This is a genomic window from Pseudomonas sp. FG47 (genome assembly GCF_057809115.1).
The window spans coordinates 123,165-140,309 of record NZ_JBMDJI010000002.1; the positions used below are offsets into that span (position 1 = coordinate 123,165).

Below are 17,145 nucleotides of genomic sequence, written 5' to 3' on the forward strand. Positions count from 1 at the left end.
TCGATGGACGGATAAATAGACCGCGCCCGTGGAAAAAGTTCGAAGCCTGTCGCCTGGGCACAGGCGCCCCGCCCCATGGCCGTCGTTCTAAGCCCCGTAGGAGCCAACCGTGCTGGCGAAGCAGGCGCCGCAATGGATGGCACCGGCTGTGCCGGTGTTCGCCGGCACAGCCTGCTCTTACGTCGTTGCTCGTCCTGCTCTGGTCGGCGTGCCTTGGTGAAAGACCATCTGCCAGCCGTCGTCGCTCCTGCGCCAGATCGAGCTGCGCAGCGTCGGCGTCTGTCCCACGCAGGTATAGGTCACCTGCGCCACCTCGTCGGCCAGCAGGCGCACCTGGCAATCATGCAAGGCGCGGGGGGTGAAGGTTTCATGCAGCAAGGCGTCGATCACCTCCATCTTGCGCCAGACCCGGCCGCTGGCGCCGAACTCCAGGAAGTCGTCAGCCAGCAGCCGTTGCAGTGCTGCCGCATCGCTACGGATCTTCTGGTTCAGCAACGCCTGTTCCAGGCCAACCAAGGTGGCTTCAAGGACCACCCGCTGCTGATGCAGCCAGGTGTCCCGGGTCAGCTCCCAGGTTTCCTGGCGGATCGGACCGCTGACGAAATGGCCGTCCTGGACCCGCAGCAAACGCATGCCTTCACGGGCCGAGATACGCCGAGAGGCGAGGTTGTCGGCGGCCTTGGGCACGCGCATCGTCGGCCGGCCCAGGGTCTGGAACCAGAAACGGTTGACCGCGGCGCAGGCTTCGCTCATGTAGCCCTGGCCTTGCCAGGGTGGCGAGAGCCAGAAGCCGCGATGGTTATCGGGCTGGTCATGTAGCGACACGCAGCCAATGGCCTGGTCGGACTCATCCGCCAGGCGGATCACCCAGTGCCAGGCCTCGCCCCGGGCGATCGCCGGCAGGGCGATATCACGCACGAACTGCAAGGCGCCATCGTCGGGGTAGGGCCAGGGCACATGGCTGTCGAGGTAGCGTACCACCTCCCAATGCGGGAACAGCCGCTGGATGCTCGGGGCGTCATCCAGTTGCAGTGGGGTGAGGACCAGGCGCTCGGTCCTTAGTGTTGGCGTGCTGTCCATGGCGAGCCTGCGGGATTGTTCGGGAGGGGCTTGGGATCTTGCCGAATCGCCACGGGGTTGGCCAGGGCCGGTGAGCAAGCAGGGCTAGCCGCATTAAAAATGCACAATCGCATTGATTCAATGCATATTTATGCATATAATATGCATGCGCTGGTGGATTTGGTTGCTTGGAATGCCCAGTGTTATGCATCGCGCCAGCGCGCTTTACAGTTTTCGAAGGAGATTCACAGATGGCACAAAATGGACTCACTCCCGTACGCAGCGTTGAGCTTCAACCCCTGGTGATCACCCCAGACCGTCAACAGACCTATGGGCCGGGCGGCGGCGGTGGCTACCTCAACAGCAGTGGTGGTTGGGGCTTGCAGGAAGGACCACATCGAGGCGAAGGCCCGGGTAACCCCCATCGTGAGATTGGTGGGCCCAACGTCATGTCCGAATTCATGAACGAACAGATCTGGAACCAGAAACAGATCGACGCCGATTACACCGCTCGCTTCAAAACCCTCACCCGTGACACCGAGCGTGAGCTGGAGCAGAAGAAAGTGGCTGCCAAGGCCGGCCAGAAGTTGTCGCCGGTGCAGGTGGCAGCCGCAGAACAGAAAGCGGCCGTAGCGATGATTACGGCGAAGCAGGCCCAATACGTCACGATCGTCCCCACGATGTATGGCATGCATGGGCAAAGCCCGTACTTTCTCATGGATGTACTGCCGCGCAAGATGATGTACGAGTTTCTCAACTCTGGGAAAGCCAACCCAGACAGCCTGATGAAGCTCTGGACCTTGTACGACGATGTCTACAAGGCAGCTCTGGAGGCAAAGGCGCTGTCGTTGGCGGTTGCTGTAGTGGCGGGCAAGCTCGCAGGCCTGGCCCAGCAACGTGACCGGCTCGAGGCACAGGCCGTGCCGAGCACTGCGCAACAGGACGAGCGTCTGGCGCTCATCACCCAGGAGCGTGATATCCACTTCCAGCAATTGCCGGAGTTCCTGCAGAACGAAGTGGTGAAGAGCGCAGGCGCGGTGGCGAAGATGTCGACGGCCCAGGCGCTGAATCACTACATGGGGCTCATGCAGCGTCTGGCGGCCTCCAACCTGGCTGCCGTCGGGCCTATCGTGGCACCACCGCCTTTGAGCAGCGGCGGCCTCACCATTACCTTTTCGGCCAACAACCCGAAAATCAAGGCGCCGCTGAGCAAGCCTGAACTGGAAGCGCTGAAGGAGTTGGTCTACCTGCAGAACAACACTTCACTGGGCCTCAAGTGGGTGAGCTATCACGATGCGCTGCTCAAGCAAGAGTCGGCACGCCAACTGAACGAGACGGCAGCGGCCTTTGCTGGCCTGGCCGAGCGGGCGGCCGACGCCGACCAGATCAAGGACGCCATCAAGTTCACCGCGGACTTCTACAAGGAGGTGACCGCCAAGTACGGTGAAAAGGCCTCGGCGGCGGCCAAGGAGCTGGCCGGCAAGGCGCAGGGCAAACGTATTCGCAATGCCCAGCAGGCACTCAAGGCTTTCGACCAGTACAAAGGCATCCTCGACAAGAAGTTCAGTGTCAAGGACCGCCAGGCCATCGCCAATGCGCTGGCGGCCCTGGACAAGGACATGATGGCCAAGGACCTGGCGCGTTTCAGCAAGGCCTTCGGTTCGGTCGGCACCGTCATGGACTATGTCGACCTGGCCACCGAGGCGAAAAAGGCCACGCAGACCGGCAACTGGTCGCCGTTCTTCGTCAAGGCCGAGACCATTCTCGCGGGCAAGGCGGCAACCGCTGCGGTGGCCGTGGTCTTTAGCATGATGACCGGTGCGACGCTGGGCGTGCTGGGCTTCGCCTTGCTGATGGCGGTTGTCAGCGCCTGGGTGACGGATGAGCGAGTGGGCAAGCTCAACGATTTCATCATGGCCCTCTAAACGCTGGGCTTCAGTGTCTGCGTGCCAACCTGAACAGCAGGTAGGCAGCACCCAGCGGGATGGCGAACAGCATGCACAGGAAGGAGAACAGGGCATGGAGGCCCGGGCTGTTCACATCCTCGATGAAGTAGCCCCGGCGCCAGAACCCTGGGCGGGTCAAGCGCTCGGCACTGGTCTGCACCAGGTACCTGGCGCAAGGATAGAGCAGGGTACTGCACAGCATGAAGAGCACCAGCCAGGCTGAGCGGTAGAAGGTGTCGCCACTGAGTATCCAGGCAAGGCTTACCACGCCGAGGTAGAGGCAGCCGATCAGCAGGTGGCGGGTGTAGTAGGGTCGATCCATCAGCGGCTCATCGAGAGGCAATGGCGCCGGTTCCAACAGGACCGGCGCTTTTGTCGTGCGGCTCGCACAAAGCGCCATGATTACAGACTCGAGCATCCGTTGGGAATCGCGTTGCTGCTGGGCGATGAGCGGCCCAATGAGTGGCGGGCTTGCCTCCACTCATTGGGCGCAGCAGTTACTACTTGCCTACGAAGGTACAGGCATAGATGAAGTTGCCGCCAGCACCTCTGTTGAGGTCACCGGGGACCTTCAGATAACCATAGGGAGCGTTGATATCCGCATTGTTGCCGCCGATGACCGTGACCTTGTTGATTGCGGTGTCGGTGTTGTAAGCCTCGGTCTTGTAGCAGAGGAATACATCATCACCGCCCGCGCCCTTGTTCAGGTCCTGGGGCAGCTTGGTATAGCCAGGTGGGGTAGGCTCCTTGTTGAAAATGATCCTGATATCCGTCACAGCATCTTTAGGCCTGTCGGCCTGCCAGGTTTGTTCGTGATAGCACAAGTAGATGAAGTCACCGCTGGCACCGGCATTGAGGTCGTACTCGATCTTGCTGTAGCCGACCGGTGGTTCGATGGTTGAACTACCGCCGGTGATGACCACCAGTTGGTCGATGTAGTTAGCCTTGACCCGGTACTTTTCCGATTGCGCCGGCGCCCAGACGTCATCGTAATGCTTGCGCATGGCCTCGGCCTGCGCCTCGCTGCTGCACAGGGTCCAGATTTCCTGCATGGGGATGGTGGGGACGAAATCGACGAAGTCCGGCTAGGCGCTCACACTGTCTACCCAGGCCTGGAAGTCTTCTTTTTTGCCGCTGAACACCCCATGTGCCTTGGCACCGTCGCCGCCGCGCACTTCCTGGTGGGTATTGGAGTACTGAGTGAAGCTGCTGATCGACTCGCCATACTTGGCTTTGGCTTCTGCGCTCAACTGGCCGGTAAGCCCTTCGTAGCTCGCCTTGGCGACCACCGACACCGAGTAGTCACGCTTGACCCTGAGCTTGTTGGTCGAGGAGGCGAGGATGGCCCGTCCACCCATTACGATGCCGGTAAGGAAATGGCTGCCAACTCTATCGAAATAGCGGCTTATGGCCTTCGGGTCGTTGACGTTCAATTCATCTAGTTGTTGGCGCATGTGTGGCAGCATCAGTTCGCGCAATGACTTCACCGAAGGCAAGCGCAACGACCAGAGGTTGATCGATTGCTGAATGCGAGTGAACTCGCTTTCCGCGTTGCGCAGTGAATTACTGTCGAAATCCGTGGACAGCGAGCCACTGAAGAAGTTGTAACGGCCTTCGATGGCGACGCTGGTAGCCAGACTGCGCTGGTACTCGCTGATCGTGTTGCCGCTGACGTTGGTGTAGGTTGCGCTGTCGTTCTGTTGCACGTCGACGATCTCGGGTACGAAGTAGCCGGCTTTGAAAGGCACTTCGCGTTTCTTGGCCGTGGCCCAGTCGAACAATTGCACCGCGCCGCTGTTGACACTGGCATAACTGATGAATGGGTTATAGCCAGGTCCAATGGCTTCGACGCCAGGTAGTACGGTTTCATTCAAACCTGCTTTAAAACGAATAAGTTGCAGGTGTTACGTGGAAAAGTTTACAAGGCCTTGTGGCAAGTCTATGTTTTTCATGGTGATTTCCTTATGTTTTGTAGGCGGATAGAACAAATCGTCCAGCGAGCAAGGAATCAGCATAGATAAGTTTTTTATTGTGTTTGATGGGGGCGGTTAAAATAGTGAAATCTTTGGTATTACTGCGTTGAGTGTATATATATTGATGGGGTTTAAATGAAGTCGGGGGAGTGATCGCAGGGCCAGGTGCTAGTGCTTGCAGCGCTGGTCAGATCGGGTGCCATGGCGCTTTCGTTGAACACCCACGGCCACCCATCCGAGTTGGTGCTGGTGCCGCCAAGGGTGAAACCCTTGCGTGCCGACAGCAACGAGCGTTCGTTGGACGCCACCGCCTTTTCCAGCGCGTGCACGCGCAATGCGCCACTCTGCACGCCGCGGTATTCGCGGGTGGTGCCGCTGATGACTTCCTGGCGGGTGGCATCGAACTCGTCCAGGCCTTGGAGCTGTTGGCGCTGGCCTTGCCGGTCAATTCACATAGCTGGGCACGCTCCAGGCGCCGTCCCTGAAACCCCGGCAGCGTACATAGCTGGCACGGTAAGTCAGCACGAAGCGCGTGCCGTCCCAGGTCCAGAACGCCCGCTTCATGCAGTCGCCGCGCGGGCTCTGCATCTGCCAGGAGCCAATGGTGGCCCGCGCGCGGTCGAAGCGGGTGCCGGCTTCGGTCACCAGGCTGGCCAAGTAGGGCGGCCGGTCCTCGGCGACCCAGAACCCGGTCGCGGTGTTGTAGCTGTTGGCCGCGCATTGCGTGCTGACCAGCAGCCGGTGTTCATCCAGCCGCTCGATCAGCAAAGGCTCGGCGTGCAAGGCGGGGCAGGGCTGGTGGGGCGCCACAGCGGCGGCCAAGGCTTGGCGCAGCGACGGGTCGTCGGCCAGGCGAGCATCTTCGACGCGGGTGTCGAGCAGTGGTGGATGGCTGATCGGCGGTGAGGCTCGTTCGGGCCCAGGCACCAGGTCTTCGTCCTCGTCACCGCGCCTGACCGCGGCGGTAGGGGTGCCGAGGCGTTCCTGCAGTTCGTCCATCTTCAGCAGCACGGCGGTTGCGCCAGCGCCGGACAAGGGCCAGGCGTGTCCGAGTGCATCGACGAAGCGGATCCTGGTATTGCCCGCCAGGGCGTTGACCAGGCGTCGGCTGGCGTACTCGTCGAGCATGAAATCGCGGGGGCCATGTTCCTTCGCCGAGGCGACCAGCTCATCGTCCAGTACCAGGCTGACCGGGGTGGTCGGTGGGTCGCCGGCCAGATCGGCGAACAGCAGGTTGCCGGTGAAGGACGTGCGCGGGCCAGCTTCGCGATTGAGCGCCAGGCTGATGCCGTCGAGGCTGTCGCCGGGTGAATAGCCCATGGCCACGCAGGTACCGGTCCTGAGGCATACCAGGTCCCAATCCTTGTGGGAGAACTCGACGCCCTCCCTGGGCACCTGGGCCTGGGCAAGGGTGCCGAGCACCAGCAGGGGCCAGCACAGTGCGTGCAGTTTCATCCGTGCTCCGCGCAACGCACAGGCCTTGAGCGAATGTCCTGGCACTGTCACTTCACCTGGCCGTTGTACACCACGCTCGCCGAGCCCTCTTTCTTGATCGTCAGGGTGTTGCCTTCGGCCAGGCTCTCGACCATTTCCGAGCAGCCGTCCACCTGCTGCTTGCCATCGACCTGTTCAGCATTGCTATCGAAGCTGAATACGTAGGTGGAGGCGGGGCAGGCATTACCGCCCTCGCCGGTGGATATCACCAGCACATAGCGGGAGGGGCCGAATGCGTAGGCTTTTTCGATGGTGACGTACCCCGTGTATTCAGCCTCTTCGACGATGGCCTCCATGAGGTTGATCACCCCGGCACGGGACGGGTAGTTCAATGCGCTGCCCATGCCCATTTGCTGCAAGGTGAACGGCCCGGCACCGGCATCGCTGACGGGCAATGGCACATAGGTCACGCTCGGCGCCGCGGGTGCCAATTGGATGGCGGCAGGTTTGCTCAGGAGTGCTTGCTGGGGCTGCGGGTTGACGCACTGACCGCTTTCGCAGATTCGTTCACCCTTGCAATCAGTGTCCTTGGCGCATTGGCCGGTGAGCGCAGTGGCCTGTTCGGCCTTGTCGCAGCCGCTTATGGCCAGGGTGAGCAGGGTCAAAGCGAGCAGTCGCTTCATTGGCGAAATCCTTTTCGGGGGGGGATGGCGGCGTGCAGTATCACCAATCCCATTGGTCTTGTCGTGTGCCGAAAGGCAAAGGCGACTAGGTCGGGCTGGCGAACACGTCCTCGATAAAGCGCTCGATGGACTGCTGCTCGAGGATCTCGATGGAAAAATGCCCGAAGCGCTTGGGCAGCCAGAGGATGCGCGCGCCAGCCGGCGATTGCAGGTCGGCGCGGGCCAGGGGCCGGCCGTTCTCGTCCTCAGGCTGCACGCCGGCAGCCAGCAGTTGGTCGTAGGCCAGCTCGATGTCCGGGGTCGAATAGCAGTGGCGGTAGATCATGCCCTCGCCGTGCTGGTCGAGCAGGGTCTTGAGGTTGCCGGCCAGCGGCTGGACCAGCATGAAGCGCTCCTGGCCCAGGCGCGCCACCGCGTAGCGCACCTGCAGGCCGCGACGTTCCCAGACCTGGGTGGTGGAAATCTCGGCACCGAGCATCTGCTGGTAGTAGGCGCAGGCGGTTTCGAGTTGGGCGACCAGTACATCCACGTGGCTGAACTTGAGCTGCATGGCAGGGCTCCTGAAGGGGCAGTCAGTATGCCCGTTGAGCGGATAGTCGCAAACGACTGACGTGGCCCTTTGACATCTATCTGCCTGGCGTCTAAACGGAATCAAGGGCCTGTCACCCCCGTGGGGTTCATCATGCCGATACCTACTCGCGCACCCGCCACCTTTGCCCCGGTGATGCGCTTCCCGGTCCGTCCACCGTGATGCTCAAGTCGTTGCTTCTGGCCGCGTGACTGCACCTGCAGCACGCGTCGGCGTGACCTTGACCTGGTGAATACGACCATGAAGATCCTGCTGATGCTTTGCGCCTGCCTGTTGGCAGCCTGCGCCCTGAACAAACCCCTGCGTGACGATCAGGTGGTGACCTGTGACACGCTGGTGTCGTGCAGCCACAGCTATTACGAACTGCATACCAAGCCGCGCTACGAGATCGGTTTCGTCGAGTACAGCGAGCGTGGCAACGATTTCTTCCCTGAGCGCACCCAGCAATTGCTCGAGCGCCTCAAGGGTTACTCCGCCGAAGGCGACCTGGCCATGGTGGTCTTCATCCACGGCTGGAAGCACAACGCCGCCCCGCAGGATGCCAACGTCGTCAGCTTCACCAAGGCGCTGGCCAACCTGGCGCAGTCCGGTGTGCTGGGCAAGCGCAAGCTGGTCGGCATCTACGTCGGTTGGCGCGGCCTGTCGATGCACGGCCTGGGCAGCGAGAACCTGACCTATTGGGACCGCAAGGCGGTAGCCGAGGAAGTGGGCCGAGGCGGGGTGACCGACCTGCTTACCCAGCTGGAGCAGATCGACCGCAAGGACAGGAACTACCTGGTGATCGTCGGTCACAGCTTCGGCGGTGCCATCACCCTCAGCGCCTTGCACGACCAGTTGCTCGAACGCCTGCATAACCAGCAGCTGGGCAACAAGGTACGGGCCTTCGGTGACGCGGTGATCATGCTCAACCCGGCCATCGAGGCCGACCAGGGGCTGCTGCTCAAGGAGAACAGCCTGAAGGTCGGTGTTTCCGGCGCGCAGGCCCAGCCCTTGCTGTACGTGATCAGCTCGGAAAACGACAGCGCCACCCATTGGTTCTTCCCGCCGGGGCAATGGCTGGGGGTCAACCTGAGCTGGAGCCAGGTGGATCTTCAGCGCCGTTACCGCGGCATGCCGTTCGTCCTGCGCGAGGAAGCGCTGGACACCACGGCGCTCGGCAACTACAGCCTGTTTCACACGGCGCGGATCCGCGATATCGAGCCGGCGCAGGCGACCGCTGCGGCCAAGACCCTGGAAGACACCAAGTTCGGCGACTGGCAGCTGACCAGCTATTGCACGCCCGATGGCAACAATGGCGGGCCGCAGGTGCAACGCATGCCGTGCTACAGCAACGAGCCGGTCAACTTCATCTACACCTCGAAGTCGTTCATCAGCAGCCACAACGATATCTTTGGCGACCAGGTGATCGCGTTCCTGGCCACGGCGGTGGGCAAGGCCATCTATGAACGTACCCAGGGGCGCGACTACCTCAAGGCCTGTCGCGGGGAAAACGGGTTCCTGTTCGCCGCCTGTTTCGACTATCACTACGAAACGGCCCGGCGCACGCGGCAACAGCTGGAGTGACCGGTTCAGCGCACCCGCTCGCGGCTCTGTAGCGCCAGGTCCAGCGCCTGGCGCATGTCCAGCCGCGCCGAACGCCCCACGGCGCTGTCGTGCAGTTGGTAACCACGCTCCGAGGGCAGGATCGGCGCGGTCAAGTCCTCGGCGTCCATGGCTTCGAAATCGTGCTTGTCGCCGATGCTCATGGCGCTGCGGCGCAGCTGTGCGGCTTTGCAGCAGGTCGGCGCAGCGCTGTAGATGTTCAACACGCAGTGGCGCTTCGGCGGCGGCGAAGCCGGGCAGGCAGATCAGGGCGGCGAGGGCTGCGCAACGTAAGGGCATGGGCGGTTTTCTTGCCGGTGGCACTGCTGTTGCGACCGCCGTGGCAAGGGTTTCGTTCAGCCGGGTTGGCAGAAGGGTGGGTGGCTTGGGGGTGAGGGGCGCTGGCGCGCCCGTTCTGCGGCCAAGTGACCGCGATTGCAGTATCCTGCGTGTCCCTGACTGGAGCTGCCCATGGCCAAAGATATCGACAACCCCTGCGTTTCCCTCTGCCAGCTCAACAGCGAGCTGTGTGTGAGTTGTGGGCGTACCCGCGAGGAGATTCGCAAGTGGCGGGGAATGAAGCGCCCGGAGAAGATGGCCACGGTGCAGCGGGCAGCGGTGCGGTTGAAGGCGGTGGTGAAGAAGAATGCTCGGCGGGGAGGGTAGCGGGCTGATGGGCGCAGGGTGTTCGCCGTGAGGGCGGCGCTCGGTCTGATAGGCGTGGCATCTGTTGTGGCGAACCAATTGCCAATACCATTGATGCACACCTTCGATCAAACCCGTGGAGCCCCAGGGTGAGTATCAATTTCGACCTGAACGACCTCAAGGCCTTCCGCGCCGTCGTCGAGCAAGGCAGCTTCCGCCGCGCCGCCGAAAGCGTGCGCATCACCCAGTCGGCCCTGAGCCGACGCATCGACAAGCTCGAAACCGCCCTGGGGGTGAAGCTGCTCGAACGCACCACGCGCAAGGTCGCGCTGACCAATGTCGGCCGGGCCTTCCTGCCCCAGGTCGAACGCCTGCTCGATGACCTCGACCTGGCCTTGCTCAGCGTCGGCGACGGTGGCGCGCTGCGCACCGGCACCTTGACCATCGCTTGCGTGCCATCTGCGGCCTACTACTTCATGCCCCACGCGATCCGCGCGTTTCATGGCCAGTACCCCAAGGTGCGGATCAGCCTGCTCGACGCCTCGGCCAACGAGGTCAGCGCCGCAGTGGCCTCGGGCGAGGCGGATTTTGGCGTCAGTTTCACCGGCAACCTGGCGCCAGAGATCGAGTTCAGCCCTTTGCTGGAGGAGCGCTATGTCATCGCCTGCCGCCAGGACCACCCGCTGGCGCGGCAGGCGGTGGTCACCTGGGCCGAGGCCTATAGCCACGACTACATCACCTTGGGCAAGGCCTCGGGCAACCGCCTTGTGCTGGACCGCGCCCTGGCCGGCATGCCGTTGGAGAAACAAAGCATCTGCGAGGCGCAGCATGTGACCACCCTGCTGGGCCTGATCGAGGCAGGGCTGGGGATCGCCGCCGTGCCGTCGATCGCCATGCCGGTGGGCACCCATCCGATCCTCGCCCAGGTGGCCTTGGTGGAGCCGCAGGTGACCCGGCAGATGGGCGTGCTCAAGCGCCGTGGGCGCACCTTGACGCCCGCGGCGCTCGAGTTCGAGCGCTTGATCCGGCAGTTGCCGGGCACTTTAGCGGGGCACTGAATCCAGGCCGGTGGCCTGCACGGTACCTTGCACCTGGGGCGAGGCCAGGTAGTCGAGCAGTTGCCGCGCCTCGGCGGGGTGCTGCGCAGCGGTCGGGATGCCAGCGGCGAAACGGGTCACCGACTGCACGTCTTCGGGCAGCTTGCCGGCGAAGGTCACACCGGGCACCGGCAGCAGTTCGGCTACCTGCTGCAAGCCCACCTGGTAATCGCCCTTGGCGACCACCGAGGCCACGGGGATGCGCTCGATCATCGTGCCGCGCGGGGCCAGTTGCGCCTGGATGCCGAGCTTGTCGAACAGCTGCCGCTCGACATAGACCCCGCTGGCGCTGTCCGAGTAGGCCACCGAGCGGGCGGCCAGCAAGGTCTTCTTCAAGGCGGCCGTGGTGCTGATGTCTGGCTTGGGTTCGCCGGCCCGCACCACCAGGCCGATCCGTGAATCGGCCAGCTCCACCCGCGAGTCGGCAGCGACCTTGCCCTGGCGGATCAGCTCATCCAGGGCGTAGCCGACCATGATCACCACGTCGGCGGGTTCGCCGCGTTGCAGGCGATTGGGGATCGCTTGCGGCGCCTTGCCCATGGACGGGCCGAGCACGGTGGTCAGGGTGTTGCCGCTGGCGGCGGTGAACTGCGGGCCGAGACGGTTGTAGGCGGCGGTAAACCCGCCCGAGGTCATCACCGTCAAGTCGGCGGCCAGGGCGAGGCTCCCCGGCGTGCTGACGACCAAGGCGAGTGCCAGGAGTATCTTCAATGGCTTCATCGTCGCGCCTCAGGCCGGCACGGTCGCAGCGCGACTGGCCAGGCGGCGGTACAGCACCAGCGTGGCGGCGAACGCGCAGCAGGCGGCGACCATCATCCAGTAGGCTGGCGCGGCCTTGTCGCCGCTGAGGTGAATCAGCCAGGTCGAGATCGCCGGGGTGAAACCACCAAACAACGCGGTGGCCAGGCTGTAGGCCAGGGAGAAGCCCGCCACCCGCACCTGCACCGGCATGATTTCGGTCAGCGCCGGGATCATCGCGCCGTTGTACAGCCCATAGAGGCAGGAGAACCACAGCAGCACTTCGAGCATGTGCCCGAAGCTCGGCGCCTGAGCCAGGAATTCCAGGGCCGGGTAGGCCGTCAGCAGGGTCAGCAGCGACATGGCCAGCAGCAGCGGCTTGCGTCCGAAGCGGTCGCTCAGGGTGCCGCCGATGGGCAGCCAGATGAAGTTCGACACCGCCACCAGCAGGGTCACCATCAGCGCATCGCTGGTGCTCAGTTGCAGCACGGTCTTGCCGAAGGTGGGCGCGTACACGGTGATCATGTAGAAGGCGGTGGTGGTCATAGCCACCATCAGCATGCCCAGCAGCACCACGCCGGCGTTGTCCAGCAGGGTGCGCAGCACGGCCTGCATGTCCGGGCGATGCTGGCGCGCGGCGAATTCCTCGGTTTCGGCCAGGTTGCGCCGCAGCAGGAAGATTACCGGGATGATCATGCAGCCAACGCCGAACGGCACGCGCCAGCCCCAGTCCGCCAGCTGTGCCGGCGCCAGCCATTGGTTCAGGGCAAAGCCCAGGGCGGCGGCGACGACGATGGCCACCTGCTGGCTGGCCGACTGCCAGCTGGCGTAGAAGCCCTTGTGCCCGGGGCTGGCCATTTCGGCCAGGTACACCGACACACCACCGAGTTCGGCCCCGGCGGAAAAGCCTTGCAGCAAGCGCCCGAGCAGCACCAGCGCGGGGGCCCACAGGCCGATGCTGGCATAGCCGGGCACCAGCACGATCAGCAGGGTGCCGCTGGCCATGATCCCCAGGGTGACGATCAGGCCCTTGCGCCGGCCGATATTGTCGATATAGGCGCCCAGCAGCACGGCGCCGAGCGGTCGCATCAGGAAACCTGCGCCGAATACGGCGAAGGTCATCATCAGCGCGGCGAACTCGTTGCTGGCAGGGAAGAAGGCGGCGGCAATATAAGTGGCATAGAAGCCGAACAGGAAGAAATCGAACTGTTCGAGGAAGTTTCCGGACGTGACTCGAAAGACCTGGGCGGCCTTCGACTGGCCACAGGGCGCAGGCTGCTGCATGGGGTTCTCCAGCGTTTTTAAACTTATTTGTAAGTGCTTGTAACTGGAGATTCTGGGTGAAAGTGCGGCTGAGGATAATCGTTGTTTTTGCATGGACTGATGCACTTTTGCGATCAATCGCACTGTAGGCGCCTACCGCGATAGCTTGTAGACGTTGGACAATGATAGTTTGCGCCGCGCCCGCAATGATGCGGCGCGGGCCATTTGCAGATGACAAGGACGGTTGCAGTGAACGACACCCCTTCGCTACTGAGAAAAATGCTGCTTTGGGCCCTGGGGCTGGTGGTGGTGCTCCCCGTCATGCTACTGGCTGGGTACGCCTGCCTGGCGGCCATGATCATCATCCCGGCCATGTCCTTCGAGAAGCTTGATGATCCTTGGGAGTATCACCTTGCCCGTTTGGGCGCGGTTGTCGTGGTGGCCATGGGCTTGCTCGGCCTCAGGGCCGGAGGTCGGCTTTACCGGCATTTTCTGCGCAGTACCCAAGCACCGGCGTGGGCGCGTTCTGCCTGGCTTGGTCTGGCGTGCGGCACTGCGGCAAACCTGGTGTTCCTGGGCTGGTTGCCCAGGCTCGAGCAGCATGAACTGATTCTATTGGGGTGGCCGCTGATCGGTAGTGTGGCATTTGCCCTGCTGCTGCTGGGTGCCCGGCACCGCCGTCATGAAACCCCTCACTGAACGGCTATCAGCCTGGCTGCAACACTTTCCGCTAAAAATCCCGGATAATGCCGGCCATTTATCCGTCCCGCCCGCTTTCTGGTACCCCGCGCATGGAAATCAAGGTCAATTTTCTCGACAACCTCCGTCTGGAGGCCAAGTTCGACGACTTCACGGTGATCGCCGACCAGCCGATCCGCTACAAGGGCGACGGCTCGGCCCCGGGGCCGTTCGACTACTTCCTGGCCTCGTCGGCACTGTGCGCGGCGTATTTCGTCAAGTTGTACTGCCAGACCCGTGACATCCCCACCGACAATATCCGCCTGTCGCAGAACAACATCGTCGACCCCGAGAACCGCTACAACCAGATCTTCAAGATCCAGGTCGAGCTGCCCGAGGACATTTCCGAGAAGGACCGTCAGGGCATCCTGCGCTCCATCGACCGCTGCACGGTGAAAAAAGTGGTGCAGACCGGCCCTGAGTTCGTCATCGAGCAGGTCGCCAACCTCGACGCCGACGCCCAGGCGCTGCTGATGCCGGTGTCCGATAGCGCTACCTATATCCCCGGCAAGGACCTGCCGCTGGAGCAGACCATCGCCAATATGTCGGCGCTGCTGGCCAACCTGGGGATGAAGATCGAGATCGCCTCGTGGCGCAACATCGTGCCCAACGTGTGGTCATTGCATGTGCGCGACGCGCAGTCGCCGATGTGCTTCACCAACGGCAAGGGCGCCACCAAGGAGGCGGCGCTGGCCTCGGCGCTGGGTGAGTTCATCGAGCGGCTGAACTGCAACTTCTTCTACAACGACCAGTTCTGGGGCGAGGACATCGCCAATGCGCCGTTCGTGCACTACCCGAGCGAGCAGTGGTTCAAGCCTGGGCCCAAGGATGCGCTGCCGGCCGAGATCCTCGACGAATACTGCCTGGAAATCTTCAACCCGGACGGTGAGCTGCGCGGCTCGCACCTGTACGACACCAACTCGGGCAACAAGGAGCGGGGTATCTGCTCGCTGCCATTCGTGCGCCAGTCCGACGGCCAGACGGTGTACTTCCCGTCCAACCTGATCGAGAACCTGTACCTGAGCAACGGCATGAGCGCCGGCAACACCTTGCCCGAGGCCCAGGTGCAGTGCCTGTCGGAAATCTTCGAGCGAGCGGTCAAGCGCGAGATCCTCGAAGGCGAGCTGTGCCTGCCTGACGTGCCGCAGGCGGTGCTGGCCAAGTATCCGGGCATTGTCGCCGGCATCCAGGGGCTGGAGGAGCAGGGCTTCCCGGTGTTGGTCAAGGACGCCTCGCTGGGCGGTGAGTTCCCAGTGATGTGCGTGACCCTGATGAACCCGCGCACCGGTGGCGTGTTCGCCTCGTTCGGCGCCCATCCGAGCTTCGAGGTGGCGCTGGAGCGCAGCCTCACCGAGCTGCTCCAGGGCCGCAGCTTCGAGGGCCTGAACGACCTGCCGCAGCCAACCTTCGAAAGCCACGCGCTGACCGAGCCGAACAACTTCGTCGAGCACTTCATCGACTCCAGCGGCGTGGTGTCGTGGCGCTTCTTCAGCGCCAAGGCCGATTTCGAGTTCGTCGAGTGGGACTTCTCCGGCCACGGCGAGGACTCCAACGCGCAGGAGGCCCAGACCTTGTTCGGCATCCTCGAGACGCTGGGCAAGGAGGTGTACATGGCGGTCTACGACGACCTCGGTGCCACCGCCTGCCGCATCCTGGTGCCGGGCTATTCGGAGATCTACCCGGTCGAAGACCTGATCTGGGACAACACCAACCGCGCCCTGGGGTTCCGTGCCGACATTCTCAACCTGCACAGCCTCGACAACCGCTCGCTGAAGCTGCTGCTCAAGCGCCTGGACAACGCCGAGGTGGACGACTACACCACCATCACCACGCTGATCGGCGTCGAATTCGACGACAACACGGTGTGGGGCCAATTGACCATCCTCGAGCTGAAGCTGCTGGTGCACCTGGCGTTGCAGCGCTTCGACGAGGCCAAGGAGCTGGTGGAGATGTTCCTGCAGTTCAACGACAACACCGTCGAGCGCGGGCTGTTCTACCAGGCGCTGAACGTGGTGCTGGAAGTGGTGTTGGACGATGAGCTGGAAATGGCCGACTACGAGGTCAATTTCCGCCGTATGTTCGGCAACGAGCGGATGGACGCGGTGCTCGGCTCGGTGGAGGGCAGCGTGCGCTTCCACGGCCTGACGCCGACCAGCATGAAGCTCGACGGGCTGGATCGCCACCTGCGCCTGGTAGAGAGCTACAAGAAACTGCATGCCGCGCGAGCGAAGGCGGCAGGGCTGTAACGGCAGGCTTCAGCGTAAACCACGAGGGGCCGCTTTTGCGGCCCTTCGTGCGAATACCGTTATTGCGGCAACTGCGCCTGGGCGCGGGTGAAGGCGTCGTCGAAGACCTCGTCCAGCTTTTTCGCCAGGGTGTTCTCGATGACGGCGGCCGTCAGTAGGCCTTGGCTGAAGCCGATGCTTTGCTCCTTGGCCACAGCCAACTGCTGGCGGTTTTCCGCTTCGGCCATGTCGCCCAGGTAGTGGGCGGCGCGGACGGCGTAGCGTTCGGGGAGTGACAGCTGTTCGAGCGCCGTCAACGAGAGGGCGAACTGGCTGGCGGCGGCGGGTCTCAGGCTGAGGTGCTCGAACTGGAGCAGGCTCAGGCGATCGGTAGTCAAGGCGAATCTCCGTTTCTTTGCGGGAATACCCGGTTACTCTCCTGCGTTTTGCCGCGCAACGGAAGGGGGGGCGGGGCAATGAAGCGAAAAAAACTGCATCGTCTTCAGGCTCGTCGCTTGCAGGGGCCTTGGCTGCGAGGGTTTTTGCTTGCGTGAGTACCGCCAGATGCCTGCCGTAAACCATGCAGCGCCTATGAGATCGAGCGCCGCCCGCGCGGCGCAAGGCCGCTTCTTCATTTGTTTCGGGGCAATCTGTTCTGTGCCATTGCGCCTGGCGCATCTACCGGGTCAGCCCTTGAGCTCGGCCAGGACCTCGGCGGCGGTGGTGACCTTGCCGAAGTGGTGCTTCCACAGGTCGATGCCTAGCTGGCCGGAGCGGTCCAGCGACGAGCCCATGGTCAGGTCGGTGACCAGGGTTGGGCACAGGCCGGCGTCGAACAGGGCGAAGCCTGCGGCCAGTACGCAGGTTTCGGTCTGCAGCCCGCACACCAGCACGCGCTCGACACCCAGGCCCTTGATGTAGGCGAGGGTCTCGGCGCTCTGGCCGTAGCCGTGCTTGACGAACACCTTGTCGGCCTCGACCAGGGCCACGTCCTCACGGGCCGGGTGCCAGCCGAGCTGGCGCTGGAACGGAGTGACCTGCTCGTCATGCAGCTCGATCGAGGCGAGGGTGGGGATGTGGGCCGAGAGGACGCGGATACCATCGACCAGCTTCTCGGAGGGGCTGAAGGTGGACTGCACGTCGACGATGAGCAGGACTTGGTGCATGGCAGGTT

17 protein-coding genes and 3 pseudogenes are annotated in these 17,145 nt (G+C 63.0%); 6 read left to right on the forward strand and 14 right to left on the reverse strand.

All coding sequences use genetic code 11. The features are described from left to right. Positions 1–177: 177 nt before the first annotated feature. Both ACODS5_RS03300 and ACODS5_RS03305 read right to left on the reverse strand, forming a co-directional pair. Complete coding sequence (locus ACODS5_RS03300; protein ID WP_489108022.1) at positions 178–534, reverse strand: nuclear transport factor 2 family protein; 357 nt, start codon at positions 532–534, stop codon at positions 178–180. Between the two features lie 12 nt (positions 535–546). Further along, a pseudogene (locus tag ACODS5_RS03305) lies at positions 547–1,080 on the reverse strand (GNAT family N-acetyltransferase); the annotation flags it as partial. A gap of 230 nt (positions 1,081–1,310) precedes the next feature. On the opposite strand from ACODS5_RS03305, the gene ACODS5_RS03310 reads away from it, so the two are divergent. After that, a complete protein-coding gene (locus ACODS5_RS03310) occupies positions 1,311–2,984 on the forward strand; it encodes a colicin-like pore-forming protein (RefSeq protein WP_134692199.1) in 1,674 nt (557 codons plus the stop codon). 10 nt (positions 2,985–2,994) lie between these two features. Here the strand turns inward: ACODS5_RS03310 and ACODS5_RS03315 are convergent, their stop codons facing one another. The 7 genes and pseudogenes from ACODS5_RS03315 to ACODS5_RS03345 all read right to left on the reverse strand — a co-directional run bounded on the left by ACODS5_RS03315 (position 2,995) and on the right by ACODS5_RS03345 (position 7,645). Further along, a complete protein-coding gene (locus tag ACODS5_RS03315) occupies positions 2,995–3,327 on the reverse strand; it encodes a colicin E1 family microcin immunity protein (protein WP_134692201.1) in 333 nt (110 codons plus the stop codon). Between the two features lie 178 nt (positions 3,328–3,505). Then, positions 3,506–4,057 (reverse strand): MVB12 family protein, encoded by a 552-nt coding sequence (locus tag ACODS5_RS03320; RefSeq protein WP_489107899.1) that lies wholly within the window; start codon positions 4,055–4,057, stop codon positions 3,506–3,508. Between the two features lie 33 nt (positions 4,058–4,090). Next, positions 4,091–4,879: an MAC/perforin domain-containing protein gene (locus tag ACODS5_RS03325; RefSeq protein ID WP_489107900.1), complete on the reverse strand. Its 789-nt coding sequence runs from the start codon at positions 4,877–4,879 to the stop codon at positions 4,091–4,093. A 332-nt stretch (positions 4,880–5,211) separates the two neighbouring features. Next, positions 5,212–5,426, reverse strand: a pseudogene (locus tag ACODS5_RS03330) (TolC family outer membrane protein); the annotation flags it as partial. Then, the gene (locus ACODS5_RS03335) at positions 5,423–6,433 is read right to left on the reverse strand and encodes a DUF1176 domain-containing protein (protein WP_489107901.1); all 1,011 of its coding nucleotides are present in this window, start codon (positions 6,431–6,433) and stop codon (positions 5,423–5,425) included. The gene ACODS5_RS03335 and the pseudogene ACODS5_RS03330, both read right to left, overlap by 4 nt. 47 nt (positions 6,434–6,480) lie before the next feature. Further along, positions 6,481–7,095, reverse strand: coding sequence for a hypothetical protein (locus ACODS5_RS03340; protein ID WP_134692207.1), 615 nt, complete (start codon positions 7,093–7,095; stop codon positions 6,481–6,483). Positions 7,096–7,180: 85 nt separating this feature from the next. Further along, the gene (locus ACODS5_RS03345; RefSeq protein ID WP_489107902.1) at positions 7,181–7,645 is read right to left on the reverse strand and encodes a VOC family protein; all 465 of its coding nucleotides are present in this window, start codon (positions 7,643–7,645) and stop codon (positions 7,181–7,183) included. 279 nt (positions 7,646–7,924) lie between these two features. Here ACODS5_RS03345 and ACODS5_RS03350 point away from each other — a divergent pair, with 279 nt between their 5' ends. Next, entirely contained in the window at positions 7,925–9,247 is a 1,323-nt protein-coding gene (locus tag ACODS5_RS03350) for an alpha/beta fold hydrolase (RefSeq protein WP_489107903.1), read from the forward strand. A gap of 5 nt (positions 9,248–9,252) precedes the next feature. Here ACODS5_RS03350 and ACODS5_RS03355 read toward each other — a convergent pair. Next, a pseudogene (locus ACODS5_RS03355) lies at positions 9,253–9,444 on the reverse strand (peptidase S8 and S53 subtilisin kexin sedolisin); the annotation flags it as partial. A 292-nt stretch (positions 9,445–9,736) separates the two neighbouring features. On the opposite strand from ACODS5_RS03355, the gene ACODS5_RS03360 reads away from it, so the two are divergent. Both ACODS5_RS03360 and ACODS5_RS03365 read left to right on the forward strand, forming a co-directional pair. Further along, the gene (locus ACODS5_RS03360) at positions 9,737–9,931 is read left to right on the forward strand and encodes a DUF1289 domain-containing protein (RefSeq protein WP_134692212.1); all 195 of its coding nucleotides are present in this window, start codon (positions 9,737–9,739) and stop codon (positions 9,929–9,931) included. 128 nt (positions 9,932–10,059) lie between these two features. After that, on the forward strand, positions 10,060–10,968 hold the full coding sequence (locus ACODS5_RS03365) for a LysR family transcriptional regulator (RefSeq protein ID WP_134692214.1): 909 nt from the start codon (positions 10,060–10,062) through the stop codon (positions 10,966–10,968). Here ACODS5_RS03365 and ACODS5_RS03370 read toward each other — a convergent pair. Together ACODS5_RS03370 and ACODS5_RS03375 are read right to left on the reverse strand one after the other, a co-directional pair. Next, positions 10,954–11,727, reverse strand: coding sequence for a substrate-binding domain-containing protein (locus ACODS5_RS03370; protein ID WP_134692216.1), 774 nt, complete (start codon positions 11,725–11,727; stop codon positions 10,954–10,956). The genes ACODS5_RS03365 and ACODS5_RS03370 overlap by 15 nt on opposite strands. Before the next feature lie 9 nt (positions 11,728–11,736). Further along, the gene (locus tag ACODS5_RS03375) at positions 11,737–13,029 is read right to left on the reverse strand and encodes an MFS transporter (RefSeq protein ID WP_134692218.1); all 1,293 of its coding nucleotides are present in this window, start codon (positions 13,027–13,029) and stop codon (positions 11,737–11,739) included. A 228-nt stretch (positions 13,030–13,257) separates the two neighbouring features. On the opposite strand from ACODS5_RS03375, the gene ACODS5_RS03380 reads away from it, so the two are divergent. Both ACODS5_RS03380 and ACODS5_RS03385 read left to right on the forward strand, forming a co-directional pair. Then, entirely contained in the window at positions 13,258–13,707 is a 450-nt protein-coding gene (locus tag ACODS5_RS03380) for a hypothetical protein (RefSeq protein WP_134692220.1), read from the forward strand. A gap of 92 nt (positions 13,708–13,799) precedes the next feature. Next, positions 13,800–15,992 (forward strand): OsmC domain/YcaO domain-containing protein, encoded by a 2,193-nt coding sequence (locus tag ACODS5_RS03385; protein ID WP_489107904.1) that lies wholly within the window; start codon positions 13,800–13,802, stop codon positions 15,990–15,992. Between the two features lie 59 nt (positions 15,993–16,051). Here the strand turns inward: ACODS5_RS03385 and ACODS5_RS03390 are convergent, their stop codons facing one another. Together ACODS5_RS03390 and ACODS5_RS03395 are read right to left on the reverse strand one after the other, a co-directional pair. Next, positions 16,052–16,369 (reverse strand): hypothetical protein, encoded by a 318-nt coding sequence (locus ACODS5_RS03390; RefSeq protein ID WP_489107905.1) that lies wholly within the window; start codon positions 16,367–16,369, stop codon positions 16,052–16,054. A gap of 288 nt (positions 16,370–16,657) precedes the next feature. Continuing rightward, the gene (locus ACODS5_RS03395; protein WP_217848416.1) at positions 16,658–17,137 is read right to left on the reverse strand and encodes an isochorismatase family protein; all 480 of its coding nucleotides are present in this window, start codon (positions 17,135–17,137) and stop codon (positions 16,658–16,660) included. Between the last annotated feature and the right edge of the window lie 8 nt (positions 17,138–17,145).